The organism is Roseobacter sp. S87, from assembly GCF_055693285.1.
Genome location: NZ_JBVFTR010000004.1, coordinates 2,833,857 through 2,847,125, shown reverse-complemented (window position 1 = coordinate 2,847,125; position 13,269 = coordinate 2,833,857). Strand labels below are relative to the sequence as shown.

At 61.0% G+C, this 13,269-nt stretch carries 11 protein-coding genes and 1 pseudogene; 6 read left to right on the top strand and 6 right to left on the bottom strand.

Annotated elements, in window-relative coordinates; all coding sequences use genetic code 11:
- The first annotated feature begins 11 nt into the window (after nt 1-11).
- The 6 genes and pseudogenes from ACZ1HA_RS14925 to ACZ1HA_RS14900 all read left to right on the top strand — a co-directional run bounded on the left by ACZ1HA_RS14925 (nt 12) and on the right by ACZ1HA_RS14900 (nt 6,553).
- Nucleotides 12-890 (top strand): RNA polymerase factor sigma-32, encoded by an 879-nt coding sequence (locus tag ACZ1HA_RS14925; RefSeq protein WP_375229827.1) that lies wholly within the window; start codon nt 12-14, stop codon nt 888-890.
- Nucleotides 887-1,663 carry a ChaN family lipoprotein gene (locus ACZ1HA_RS14920; protein ID WP_472714438.1) on the top strand — a complete coding sequence of 259 codons (777 nt, stop codon included), beginning with the start codon at nt 887-889 and terminating at the stop codon, nt 1,661-1,663. Before ACZ1HA_RS14925 ends, ACZ1HA_RS14920 begins: the two co-directional genes overlap by 4 nt.
- 72 nt (nt 1,664-1,735) lie before the next feature.
- On the top strand, nt 1,736-2,938 hold the full coding sequence (coaBC, locus tag ACZ1HA_RS14915) for a bifunctional phosphopantothenoylcysteine decarboxylase/phosphopantothenate--cysteine ligase CoaBC (protein WP_472714437.1): 1,203 nt from the start codon (nt 1,736-1,738) through the stop codon (nt 2,936-2,938).
- Between the two features lie 21 nt (nt 2,939-2,959).
- Complete coding sequence (gene dut, locus ACZ1HA_RS14910; protein WP_472714436.1) at nt 2,960-3,412, top strand: dUTP diphosphatase; 453 nt, start codon at nt 2,960-2,962, stop codon at nt 3,410-3,412.
- Complete coding sequence (locus ACZ1HA_RS14905; protein WP_472714435.1) at nt 3,412-4,461, top strand: HesA/MoeB/ThiF family protein; 1,050 nt, start codon at nt 3,412-3,414, stop codon at nt 4,459-4,461. Before dut ends, ACZ1HA_RS14905 begins: the two co-directional genes overlap by 1 nt.
- 77 nt (nt 4,462-4,538) lie before the next feature.
- Nucleotides 4,539-6,553: pseudogene (locus ACZ1HA_RS14900) on the top strand (M3 family metallopeptidase).
- 4 nt (nt 6,554-6,557) lie between these two features.
- On the opposite strand, the gene ACZ1HA_RS14895 reads toward ACZ1HA_RS14900, so the two are convergent.
- The 6 genes from ACZ1HA_RS14895 to ACZ1HA_RS14870 all read right to left on the bottom strand — a co-directional run bounded on the left by ACZ1HA_RS14895 (nt 6,558) and on the right by ACZ1HA_RS14870 (nt 13,157).
- Nucleotides 6,558-7,490, bottom strand: coding sequence for a 2-hydroxyacid dehydrogenase (locus ACZ1HA_RS14895; protein ID WP_472714434.1), 933 nt, complete (start codon nt 7,488-7,490; stop codon nt 6,558-6,560).
- A 7-nt stretch (nt 7,491-7,497) separates the two neighbouring features.
- The gene (gene rodA, locus ACZ1HA_RS14890; protein ID WP_375229834.1) at nt 7,498-8,637 is read right to left on the bottom strand and encodes a rod shape-determining protein RodA; all 1,140 of its coding nucleotides are present in this window, start codon (nt 8,635-8,637) and stop codon (nt 7,498-7,500) included.
- On the bottom strand, nt 8,634-10,577 hold the full coding sequence (gene mrdA / locus ACZ1HA_RS14885) for a penicillin-binding protein 2 (RefSeq protein ID WP_472714433.1): 1,944 nt from the start codon (nt 10,575-10,577) through the stop codon (nt 8,634-8,636). The genes rodA and mrdA overlap by 4 nt, the downstream gene beginning before the upstream one ends.
- A gap of 28 nt (nt 10,578-10,605) precedes the next feature.
- The gene (locus ACZ1HA_RS14880) at nt 10,606-11,148 is read right to left on the bottom strand and encodes a rod shape-determining protein MreD (RefSeq protein WP_472714432.1); all 543 of its coding nucleotides are present in this window, start codon (nt 11,146-11,148) and stop codon (nt 10,606-10,608) included.
- On the bottom strand, nt 11,145-12,038 hold the full coding sequence (mreC, locus tag ACZ1HA_RS14875) for a rod shape-determining protein MreC (protein WP_472714431.1): 894 nt from the start codon (nt 12,036-12,038) through the stop codon (nt 11,145-11,147). The genes ACZ1HA_RS14880 and mreC overlap by 4 nt, the downstream gene beginning before the upstream one ends.
- Nucleotides 12,039-12,107: 69 nt before the next feature.
- The gene (locus ACZ1HA_RS14870; RefSeq protein WP_375229838.1) at nt 12,108-13,157 is read right to left on the bottom strand and encodes a rod shape-determining protein; all 1,050 of its coding nucleotides are present in this window, start codon (nt 13,155-13,157) and stop codon (nt 12,108-12,110) included.
- Nucleotides 13,158-13,269: the final 112 nt, after the last annotated feature.

The following is a 13,269-nucleotide window of genomic DNA, read 5'->3' as shown; positions in this document are numbered from 1 at the left end:
GAGATGTCGCTATGGCTTTGGACACGGCAAGAGATATGTCACTTTCACGCAGGGCGATGAAAGCGGAATTACTCGACGCGGAAACAGAACTCAGACTGGCCTATGCCTGGCGGGATGAGCGCTGCGAGGAGTCCCTTCACCGACTGATTACAGCCTACATGCGGCTCGCGATTTCGATGGCGTCAAAATTCAAACGCTATGGCGCGCCGATGAACGACCTGATTCAGGAAGCAGGTCTCGGGCTGATGAAGGCGGCGGACAAGTTTGATCCGGACCGGGGCGTTCGCTTTTCGACTTATGCGGTCTGGTGGATCAAAGCATCCATTCAGGATTACGTCATGCGCAACTGGTCGATGGTGCGCACCGGGTCGACCTCCTCGCAGAAATCTTTGTTCTTCAACATGCGCCGTGTCCAGGCGCGTCTGGAACGCGAGAGTGCAGCTGCCGGAGAAACGCTGGACCGCCACCAGCTGCGCCAGATGATTTCCACAGAAATCGGTGTCCCTCTCCATGACGTCGAGATGATGGAAGGGCGGCTGTCTGGGTCTGACTATTCGCTCAATGCAACCCAGTCGACCGAAGACGAAGGGCGTGAATGGATTGATGCGCTGGAAGATGACAGCGCCCAGGCCGCCGAGACTGTCGAGCACGCGCATGACACAGAGCAGCTTCGAGCCTGGCTTCTGCAGGCAATGAATGATCTGAACGACCGTGAGCGGTTTATCGTGCGTGAACGGAAACTGCGCGAACAGCCCCGCACGCTGGAGAGCCTGGGTCAGGAGCTGAACCTGAGTAAAGAACGCGTGCGCCAGCTGGAGGCCGCAGCCTTTGGCAAGATGCGCAAATCCCTCGAAGGTCAGTCCAAAGAAGTGTTCCACTTCCTCGCATGAGGCTGCTTGCCGCTTTTCTTATTGCGTGGCTGAGCCCGTTGTCTCTGGCAGCGGGCTCCTTTGTTGGGGATGTGATCATCCTTGGCGAACTGCATGACAATCCCGGGCATCACACTCGACAGGCGGAGATCACTGCGGAGGTGAAACCCACTGCCATAGTGTTCGAAATGCTTACGGAGGCGCAGGCTGCGCGCCACGTGCCGGGCGCTGACGCGGCGGTGCTGTCAGAAGCGTTTGACTGGGAAAACGCCGGCTGGCCGGATTTTACGATGTACTATCCGATTTTTGCGGCAGCACCCGATGCGCGCATTTTTGGTGCGGGTGTTCCGCGTCAGGAAGCCCGCCAGGTGCGGGAAAAGGGGATTTCCTTTGTGTTCGGGATCGGGGCCGGGGCATACGGATTGAACGATCCATTGCCTGAAGCAGAGCAGACCGCTCGTGAGGCGGATCAGATGGCCGCGCATTGCGATGCACTTCCCAAAGAGATGTTGCCTTTCATGGTTGATTTTCAGCGCTTGCGGGATGCGCGGCTGGCGCAGAAAACGGTGCGCGCGCTGGAGCTTACAGGGGGGCCTGTGGTCGTGATCACCGGCAATGGCCATGCGCGCCGCGACCGGGGTATGCCGGTCTATCTCGAACGGGTGAAGCCTGACATCGCGGTGTTTGTGCTGGGGCAGGGGGAAGAAGGTTCGCGCCTGCCGCCAGGCGTTTTTGACCGGATCATGACCTCCCCCACAGTGGAACGCGGTGACCCCTGTGCGGCGTTCCGCTGAGCACGGTGGGGCTGGCAGTTGCCGGACGGGCGTTCTAAGGTCCGGCAGGAATATATCTGGAAAAGGCACCTTATGCTGGGCGGTAAACATATCCTGCTGATCATTGGCGGCGGTATAGCGGCTTTCAAATCGCTCGACCTGATCCGCCGGCTCCGCGAAAGGGGCGCGCAGGTGACCCCTGTCCTGACCAGTGCTGCTGAGGAATTCGTCACGCCACTGTCCGTCTCCGCACTTGCGGGGACCAGGGTGTACCGCAATCTTTTTGACCTCACCGACGAAGCCGAGATGGGACATATCCAGCTCAGCCGTGTTGCCGATCTGGTGCTCGTGGCACCTGCCACTGCAAACCTGATGGCGCGGATGGCGGGTGGTCTTGCGGATGATCTTGCAACGACGCTTCTGCTCGCGACCGACACGCCGGTGATGATTGCACCGGCCATGAATGTCCGGATGTGGGAACACGCGGCGACCCGGCGCAACCTCGCGCAACTGCGCGCCGATGGCGTGAAAGTTGTCGGGCCCGACGAAGGCGATATGGCCTGCGGGGAATACGGACCGGGTCGCATGGCAGAGCCGCTGGATATCGTCGCGGAAGTGAGCACGCATTTTGCGGACGGGCCGCTGAAGGGCAAACGCATTCTCGTCACCTCCGGGCCGACACATGAACCGATTGATCCCGTGCGCTATATCGCGAACCGGTCCTCCGGCGCACAGGGCACTGCAATTGCAAGTGCACTGCTGGCGCTGGGCGCAACCGTCGTCTTTGTAACAGGACCGGCCGACGTTCCGCCGCCCGAAGGGGCGGAGGTGATCCGCGTGACCACGGCGCTTGAGATGCAGGAGGCCGTCAGCGCCGCATTGCCGGCGGACGCGGCCATATTTGCCGCTGCCGTGGCAGACTGGCGGATGGCACGGTCCAGCGACAGAAAGTTGAAAAAATCCAAAGACGGCCTGCCAGTGCTGGAATTCGCAGAGAACCCGGACATCCTGCGGGACATTGCCGGACGGGACGCAGACAGACCGGGTCTTGTGATCGGATTTGCCGCCGAAACGGATGATGTGGTCGAAAACGCAACGGCGAAACGTCAGCGCAAGGGGTGCGACTGGATTGTGGCCAACGATGTATCGCCCGAGACGGGGATCATGGGGGGCATGGAGAACGCAGTGACCATCATCGACGATGACGGTGCCGAAAGCTGGCCCCGTATGGACAAGAATGCAGTTGCCGAACGCCTAGCCGGACGGATCGCAAAAGCGCTGGGTGCTGCGGGCTGAAATGTCTTTTGAGGATCGCCGGTGACTGACATCATCATCTCCTTTGTGTCCGAAGCGGCCGCGTCGCTTGGCCTTCCGTCTTATGAAACGGATGGTGCGGCCGGCGCTGACCTGCGGGCCTGCCTGCCGGATGGACCCGTCGTACTTGACCCAGGTGCGCGGCAGCTTGTTCCGACGGGTCTGCGCATGGAAATCCCGGCAGGGTTCGAGGTCCAGGTGCGACCCCGGTCAGGGCTTGCGCTGCGCCACGGCGTGACCCTGCCCAACAGTCCCGGCACAATAGACAGTGATTACCGCGGCGAGCTTGGTGTCATTGTGATGAATACCGGTCAGGAACCGGTGGAGATCACACACGGGATGCGCATCGCTCAGATGGTTGTTGCACCTGTCGTGCGCGCCGGTTTTGCCGTGCGGGAAACTCTGTCTGACACCGCGCGCGGGTCGGGTGGCTTCGGATCGACCGGGGGCAGCTGATGGTTCTGGTACTTTCTCTGGCGGCGGTTCTCTGGGGCATCGGGCATTTCATGGGTGCACCGAAGTCGGCGCGTGGCCTTATGATCGGTCTGCTTTATGTGGCTGTTCTTGCACTGCACCTCGTGTTGCCTGACGGTCATCCGCTGAGACTGGCGACGGGTGAGAGTGCGGCTCTCTGGCTGATACTGGGTGGCTTTGTCGCCATTGTTCTTGGGTATCGCCAGGTGCTGACGCGCCTGCGGAACAGAGCAGATACGTCCCGGACGGAGACCGGCGGGAACGACGGTCCGGCCCCTTTGTTCACAGAAACGGAACTCAACCGGTACGCCCGCCACATTGTGTTGCGCGAAATTGGCGGACCCGGGCAGAAGCGGCTTAAAGAGGCGAAGGTTCTGGTCATCGGAGCCGGCGGGCTGGGTGCACCGGCGCTGCAGTATCTCGCAGCAGCAGGTGTTGGCACAATCGGTGTGGTCGACGACGATGCCGTGGAAAACGCAAACCTTCAGCGCCAGGTCATTCACAAGGACGCGTCCATAGGCATGCCCAAGGTCTTCTCGGCCCAGGCCGAAATGCAGACGCAGAATCCGTTTGTGCAGGTGCGGCCCTACCACCGGCGGCTGACACAGGACATCGCTGCTGAACTCTTTGCGGAATATGACGTCGTTCTGGATGGCACCGATAATTTCCAGACACGATATCTGGTGAATGAGACCGCCGTCGCGGCTGGTATTCCTCTTATCTCTGGTGCGCTCAGTCAGTGGGAAGGGCAGCTCAGCGTGTTTGACCCGGCACAGGACGCGCCCTGTTACCGGTGCATTTTCGACGAAGCGCCTGCGCCTGAACTGGCCCCATCCTGCGCCGAGGCGGGCGTGATCGGGCCGCTGCCGGGCGTCATCGGGGCGATGATGGCGGTCGAGGCGGTCAAGCTGATCACCGGTGCTGGTGCACCGCTGCGGGGGCAGATGCTGATCTATGATGCGCTCTATGGTGAGAGCCGCCAGATTGCGGTCAGACGGCGAGCTGGTTGCCCGGTGTGTGGAGGCAGCTGAAGCCGCAAATTTATTTGTGCGTGACAGTTGTTGCCGCGTGGGCGCAGCCTTAGCTTAACCGTCAAAGGAGAACGCCGATGTCCAACGCCCTGCTTGAGGAATGGTCCACCCCTTACCGGATTGCGCCCTTTGATCAGATAAAAGACGAGGATTTTGAGCCGGCCCTGGAACAGGCGCTTGCGGCGCACAGGGCAGAAACCGACGCCATCGCTGACGCGGCGTCCCCCCTGACTTTGCCAACACGGTCGAGGCGCTGGAAGCCGCCGGTCAGGACCTTGATCGCGTTCTGTCCGTGTTTTTCACGGTCGCCGGTGCGGACAGCAACCCGGAACGTGAAGAACTGCAGCGGAAATTCTCGCCAATGCTGTCTGCGCATTTTTCCGCGATTTCCGGCAACAAAAAGCTGTTCGCGCGCATTGCCGCCGTCTGGGAACAACGCGGGGCCCTGGATCTGACGGACGAGCAGGCACGGGTACTTATGCTCACCCACCGCGGTTTTGTCCGGGCCGGTGCCGCGCTGACAGGCGAAGCGGACGCCCGGATGCAGGAGATCAAGGCCCGGCTTGCCGTGCTTGGCACGCAGTTCACGCAGAACCTGCTGGCTGACGAGCGGGAATGGTTCATGCCGCTTGCGGAGGACGATCTGGACGGGTTGCCGGATTTCGTCGTGGATGCCGCCCGCGCCGCAGGAGAGGAAAAGGGCGCTGACGGCCCGGTGGTCACCCTGTCGCGTTCGCTGATCACGCCGTTTTTGCAGTTCTCGCCACGCCGGGATCTGCGGGAAACTGCGTTCCGTGCCTGGGCTGCGCGCGGTGCGAACGGCGGTGAAACTGACAACCGCGGCATTGCTGCTGAAATACTGTCCCTGCGCGAGGAACGCGCGAAGCTCCTGGGGTATGACAGTTTCGCGGCGTACAAGCTGGAAACGGAAATGGCCAAAACGCCGGAAGCAGTCCGGGATCTGCTGATGTCCGTCTGGGAGCCCGCGCGCGCGCAGGCTGACGCTGATGCCCGGGTGCTGACGCAGATGATGCAGGCCGACGGCATCAATGATGCGCTGGCGCCGTGGGACTGGCGGTACTATGCGGAAAAACGGCGCGCGGCAGAGCACGATCTGGATGAAGCGGCACTCAAACCATATTTCCAGCTGGACCGGATGATTGAGGCAACATTTGCCTGTGCGTCCCGGCTGTTCGGGCTCGAATTCAAACCGCTCGACGTGCCGCTCTACCATCCCGACTGCCGGGCCTGGGATGTGACACGGGGCGGCGAGCACATCGCGGTCTTTATCGGCGACTATTTTGCCCGTGGCTCCAAAAGGTCCGGCGCCTGGTGTTCGGCGATGCGCGCACAGGCGCGGTTCCCGCAGGTACAGCGACCTGTCGTGATCAACGTGTGTAACTTTGCCAAGGGCGATCCCGCGCTTTTGTCCTACGACGATGCGCGCACCCTGTTTCATGAGTTCGGCCACGCGCTGCACCAGATGCTGTCGGATGTTACTTATGAAAGCGTGTCCGGCACATCCGTCGCGCGGGACTTTGTGGAACTGCCGAGCCAGCTTTATGAGCACTGGCTGGAGGTCCCTGAGGTCCTGAGTGAATACGCGACGCATGCGGACACCGGCGCGCCGATGCCCGCTGATATGCTTGAACGGGTGCTGGGTGCCGCAAACTTCGACATGGGCTTTCAGACGGTCGAATATGTAGCCTCCGCGCTGGTTGACCTCGGTTTTCACGAGGGAACGGCACCGGCTGATCCGATGCAGCGTCAGAAGGAAATCCTGGATGCGATCGGGATGCCTGATGCCATAACGATGCGTCACGCCACACCGCACTTTGCCCATGTCTTTGCCGGCGACGGCTACAGCAGCGGGTATTACAGTTACATGTGGTCTGAGGTGATGGATGCAGACGCCTTTGCCGCCTTTGAAGAGGCTGGATCAGCCTTCGATGCGGATAAGGCCGCGGCTCTGGAGAAACATATCCTGTCGACGGGTGGCAGCCGGGATGCAGCGGAGCTCTATACGGCGTTCCGCGGTCGCCTGCCAGGGGTTGATGCGCTGTTGAAAGGGCGCGGCCTGGCCGCAGAATAACCGCCTAGTACCCCAGGGTGCGGTCGACCAGATAAAGAAACGGCTCACCGGCTTCCCCACGGCGGATATTCTCCGCGATGACCTCTGAGGCTGTTTTCGCCCGGGTTTCAGCTGCGATGTGCGGCGTCACCGTTACCTGCGGATGCGCCCAGAAGGGATGCTCCACTGGCAGCGGTTCCACGCGGAAAACATCCAGCGTCGCATGTACGATCTGACCGCTGTCCAGGGCATCCAGTAAGGCGTCATCATCAATAAGGGGTCCGCGGCCCGGATTGATAATGAACGCCCCCTGCGGCATCAGCGCCAGACGACGGGCGTCGAGCGTATTCTGCGTGGCCGGTGTGTCCGGGAGCAGAAGCACGAGTATCTCAGCAGACCGCAGCGCGTCATCCAGACCGGTGTCCCCGTTGAATGTTTCGATACCCGGCACGTCCTTTGGGCTGCGGCTCCATCCGCTGACGTCAAAACGAAGTGACTTCAAGGTTTGCGCCACGGACGTCCCCAACTCCCCAAGACCCAGAACACAGACGCGGCGTTCCTCGGCCAGCGGGGGCACCACGGGCGTCCAGTCGCCGTCCTGATGCAGGATGTGCTGGTCCATGCCCAGATGGTGGCGCAGAACATGCCCTGTGACCCATTCGGTCATCGAGCGGGTCATGCCCGGGTCGACCATGCGGGCCAGTGGCTGGGTGAGGGTCTCGTTGCCTACGATCCCCTCCACGCCTGCCCAAAGGTTCAGGACTGCTTTTGTGCGGGTGTAGGGTGTAAAATCCTGCAGCTCGGAATTCGGGGCGTAGACGACATAGTCCACCTCGCCGGCAGGGATATCCAGCGCCAGTCTGACATCGAGCCCGGCCCCTTTGAAAGCCCGCTGCAATGCAGGCTCATAGGTGGCCCAGCGTTCCGGCGTGGCCGCAAAAAGCACATTCAGTGGCATAGCATTCCTATCTTGGGCGGTGGACGTGGGCGCTCTGCATCAGACCAAAGGCGAGCAGCAGAACCAGCATCGCTGACCCGCCGAAACTGACCAGTGGCAGGGGTACGCCAACCACGGGAGCCAGCCCCATGACCATCGACATATTGACGGCAAAGAACAGGAAAAAGTTCAGCGCGATGCCCAGCGTCAGCAGGGAGGAAAACCTGTCTTTGTTTGTCAATGCAGACCAGACGCAGAAAATAATGATCAGCGCATAAAGCCCCAGCAGCGACAGGCCGCCGACAAAGCCGAACTCCTCGGCCAGGGTCGTAAAGATAAAATCCGTATGCTTTTCCGGCAGAAAGTTCAGGCGGCTTTGTGTCCCCTGCATAAACCCACGGCCGGTCCATCCGCCGGAGCCAAGCGCGATCTTGGACTGGGTGATGTGATAGCCCGCGCCCAGAGGGTCAGAACTGGGGTCCAGAAAAGTGTCGATGCGACGGTACTGGTAGTCCTTGAGCAACTGCCAGGTGGTCCCCCGGGACTGAAAGACGGCTGTGACCAGCCCGATACCGCTGGCAATCACGGCACCGAAATAGGCCCAGTGCACACCGGCCAGAAACATCAGCCCGCCACCCGCTGCCAGCAGCAGAATGGATGTCCCCAGATCGGGCTGTCGCAGCACAAGGAACACCGGGATCATGATCAGAATAACCGGTATCAGCACCCAGAACGGATGTGAGGTGCGCTTTGCCGGCAGCCAGTCATAGTAGGCCGCAAGCAGCATCACGAGCGTTATTTTCATCAGTTCCGAGGGCTGAAGGCGCATGAAACCAAGGTCAATCCATCGCTGCGCGCCCATGCCCACGGTGCCAAAAAGCTCCACCGCGACCAGCAGCACGATGGTGCCCAGATACGCAAGGCCCGACAGGCTGCGCCAGAACCATATGGGGATCATGGCGACCATGATCATCATAACGAACCCCACGGCAAAGCGTTTCATCTGTGGCTCGGCCCAGGGGCTGTAGGACCCGCCGGCCACGGAATAAAGCATCAGAAACCCGACACCGGCCACCGATGCGAGAAGCAGCGCGACCGCCCAGTTCAGATAGAAAATCTTGCGGAACCCGGTCGGGGCAGATTTGACGGCATACTCGAGATAACTCATGCCTGATCCTTCCCGGGAACGGAGACCTGGGGTTGCGCGTCTCTCAGTCGTTCCTGAAGCTCAGTGATTTTTTCACGGTCTTTCGCGGGATAGGCTTCAAGTGGTGGCGGGCCTCCATAAAGCGCCTGCAAGGTGATATCCCGGGCGATCGGTGCCGCGGCTTTTGAGCCACCGCCACCGTGCTCGACGATCACCGCAACCGCGTATTTGGGTTTGTCATAGGGCGCGAAATTCACAAACAGCGCGTGGTCGCGGCGCTCCCATGGCAGGTCTTCGTTCCGGATGACACCAGCGCGGCGCTCCGCTGCTGTGATGTTGCGGACCTGGCTGGTGCCGGTTTTCCCGGCCATGCGCATCTCTTCTTCGATGATGCGCGATCCATAGGCCGTGCCACGCCGGTCATTGACCACTTCGAACATCGCCTTGCGCATCTTGCGCAGGTTGTTCTCGTTCAGACCCATGGGCTCGCCGCCCCGGATCGGTTCTTCGACGCCGTCCACAGACTTGATCAGGCGCGGCTCGACGGAGCGCCCGGTGGCAATCCGCGCGGTCATCACTGCAAGCTGCATGGGTGAGGCCAGCATGAAACCCTGGCCGATCGACACGTTCACGGTGTCACCCACGCGCCAGCTCTGGCCATATGTCTGGGCCTTCCACTCCATGTTGGGCGCCAGACCCTTGGCAACAGCCGACATTGGTACGTCATGCTTTATGCCCAGCCCGAACCTGCGCGCCATTTCAGAAATGCGCTCAATGCCGACCTTTACTGCCAGATCATAATAATAGACATCGCACGACCGTTTCAGCGAAGTTTCGAGGTCCACCCACCCGTGTCCGGCGCGTTTCCAGCAGTGGAACCGGCGTCCTGACACTTCCATATGGCCCGGACAATAGGCGGTTTCATCCGGTCCTATCAGCCCGTCTTCGAGAGCGGCCATGGCCGTGATCATCTTGAAAGTGGAACCCGGGGGATACACGCCCTGTACGGTCTTGCTGGCAAGCGGGCGGTATTTGTTACCGGTCAGCGTGCCGTAATCTTTGGACGAGATGCCGCGCACAAACAGGTTCGGATCGAATGTCGGTGCCGAGGCACAGGCGACCAGATCACCGGTTTCGCAATCCATAACAACCGCGCTTGCGCTTTCCCCGTCAAGGCGGGCCTGGACATAACCCTGGAGCTTTGCGTCGATGGTCAGCTGCAGATCGGAGCCGGGGATGCCGTCGCGCCGGTCCAGCTCGCGCATGACGCGGCCGGCAGCGTTGACCTCTACCCTTTTTGCGCCTGCTTTTCCGCGCAGCAGCGGTTCAAGTTTGGTTTCAACCCCGACCTTTCCGATCTGAAACCGCGGGATCATCAGAACAGGCTCAGGGTCCTCGATTTTGGACAGGTCGTAGTCTGACACCGGGCCAACGTAGCCCAGTACATGTGCGAAATCTGACCCTTGCGGGTAAACGCGGCTCAGCCCGACTTCCGGTGTCACACCGGGAAGTGCAGGGGCATTCACGGACACCCGGCTGATGTCGTCCCAGGTGACATCTGATGCGATGGTCACCGGCAGAAATGGGGCCGACCGGCGCATCTCGTCCTTGACCCGGGCAATCGTTTCTTCGTCGAGGCTGATGATCTGGGAAAGCCGCTCAAGAACTGCATCTACGTCGCCAGCGTCCTCCCGCACGATTACGATCCGGTAAGACGGCGCATTGCGTGCAAGGCTCATGCCATTCCGGTCGAACACCTCTCCGCGGGAGGGTGGGATAAGCCGGATGTTGATTCGGTTCTCCTCGGCCAGCAGACGGAACTGATCAGCCTGATCAACCTGCAGATACTGCATCCTGGCAGCGAGCCCACCGATGAACAAAAGTTGGGCACCGCCAAGAAGTGCGGCACGCCGCGACAGCCTGCGATGGCTGATATCCGTTTCTGCCCGTGTCTTTTTCATGCGGTTCCTCCGCAAAACAGCTGACGTCTCATCTCAGGCCGCCTCCGCCTGTATCCGGATCGCCCGGCGCAGATTTGCGGACGCCCATAAAGGTGTGGGTTATCCCGGCAACCAATGGGTAGCACACAAGTGTCATCAGAAACTGGGAAAATGACAGTGTAAAGGAAGGCGGATCCAGAAGGGTAATCATCAGAGCCAGGCGGTACGCGATGCTGATCCCGGCAATGATCAGGCACACGGTCAGCCATTCGCCCACAAAGGTGCCATCCCGGACAGCCCGTGCGCGTGATTTCAGGTTTTCACACCCAATGAGCGCCAGTAGGGCCCAGAGCCCTGGCGGGCGCTGCAGCAAAAGGTCTGCCAGCAGAAACAGCAGGGCCAGAGCAAAGGCGGGCACATATTCCGGGCGCCTTACCGACCACGCACAGGCAAAGGCCAGCAACAGGTCCGGTCCGGCCCAGCGGGCGGGCGTCATATTAAGGGGCAACAGCTGGAAAAACAGAATTGCGCAGATCACGAAGGCAAACGAAATACGCATGCTCCAGAGACGTGTGACGGGGCCGTCGCTCATTGTATCGCCCCCTCGGTCATGATCACGGGAAGTTGCGGGCCAATAATCTGGGGATTGTCTTCGATCGGTTCCGTGCCGTGATGGCGCAGGACCCGAAGAAATTCGAGGCGTTCATAATCCGCAGCAAGCCGGACACGCAGCTGCCCGCCCGGATCTGCTGCAACCTGACCGATCAGCAGGCCTGACGGGAACACACCACCGTCACCGGAGCTGACCACGCGGTCGCCGGGACGCACCTGGTCGGGGCTTTCCAGAAAGTCGATGAGGGGGGCGGCGGTGTTGTCGCCGGCCACAATGGTGCGCTGGCCCGATGGCTGAATGGATGCCGGAATGCGGCTAGAGGCGTCCGTCAGGAGGATGACGCGTGACGTTGTGTGACCAACACCTGAAATCCGCCCGACCACGCCAATGCCGTCCATCGTGGCCCAGCCTTCGATGATCCCGTCGCGCGCGCCGACATTCAGGAGTACGGACTGGCGGAACGGGGATCCGCTATCTGCGAGAACAACGCCGGAAATTACGGTTAGACGCGGGTCCAGACGCACGTTGTTCAGGTCAAGCAGCCGGGCGTTTTCCTGCTCCAGCTGCACGGCAGCCTCCTTCCAGGCCTGCATCCGACGCAGCTCTGAGCGCAGTTCCTGATTCTGCTCGGCCAGCTGCTGATAACTCTGGAAATCGCGCAGCAGAGAGATCGCCCCGGTAACAGGTGCCATCGCCCAATCGAGCCCCGGTACAAAGCGGTCGGTGATCTGTGCGCGGAACCGCTCGACACGGGGGCTGTCAATCCGCCAGAGCAGGAAAACGCCCAGCAGGCACAGCACCAGCACAGCAATCAGCAACCGGCGCAGGGGGCCGGTGAAGTCGCTGGTCTGAGAACGGTCTCTGGCCATCAGCGGCGGGTCTCCTGCCCCGGGTCAGGCAGGCAGTCCTGCCACGCACGGGGAACTCTGTCGGGGGCGTCAGCTTTCGTAGTCGATCGCGTGACGCAGCTGTTTTTCGTATTCAAGCGCTTTGCCGGTACCAAGGGCCACACAGTTCAGCGATTCGTCTGCGATAGATACGGCGAGGCCTGTCTGTTCGCGCAGCGCCAGATCCAGATCGCCCAGCAATGCGCCACCACCGGTCAGCATCACGCCACGGTCAACAATGTCGGCCGCGAGGTCCGGTGGTGTTGTCTCCAGCGCGGTCATCACCGCTTCACAGATCTGCTGTACCGGCTCCGCCAGTGCTTCGGCGATCTGCGCCTGGGTCACTTCGATTTCTTTGGGGACGCCATTCAGCAGGTCGCGTCCGCGGATCTGCATCGAGGTGCCGCGCCCGTCGTCAGGCATGCGCGCCGTGCCGATGGATGTCTTGATACGTTCTGCCGTGGTTTCACCCACCAGCAGGTTCTGCTGGCGGCGCAGGTAGCTGATGATTGCCTCGTCCATCCGGTCACCACCGACGCGCACGGAGCGCGCGTAAACGATATCGCCAAGGCTCAGAACCGCGACCTCTGTCGTGCCGCCGCCGATGTCCACGACCATGTTCCCGGTCGGGTCCGTGATCGGCATGCCTGCGCCAATGGCCGCCGCGATGGGTTCCGCAATCAGGCCCGCGCGCCGCGCGCCCGCACTCATAACCGACTGACGGATGGCGCGTTTTTCAACCGGAGTGGCACCGTGCGGCACGCAGACGATGATCTTGGGTTTGCCAAAAAACGTCGAGCGTTTGTGCACTTTGCGGATGAAGTGTTTGATCATCTCTTCGGCGGTGTCAAAGTCAGCGATGACACCTTCGCGCATCGGACGGATGGCTTCGATGCTGCCCGGTGTCCGCCCCAGCATCAGCTTGGCGTCTTCGCCCACGGCGAGCACTTTCTTGACACCTTCCTTTATATGATAGGCGACAACGGAGGGTTCTGACAGAACCACACCCTTGCCCTTCACGTAGACCAGCGTGTTCGCCGTGCCGAGGTCGATCGCCATGTCCGATGAAAACAGACCGCGAAAACTGTCGAATATTGCCATGAGGTGTAAACCCTGCCCGAATGCCATTGGTCCGTGCCCTGAAAGGGCCGGTTGCCCTGTGTTATATGCTTAGGCGCGTTATGGTGAAAGGGGCGTTAACGATGATCTGGGC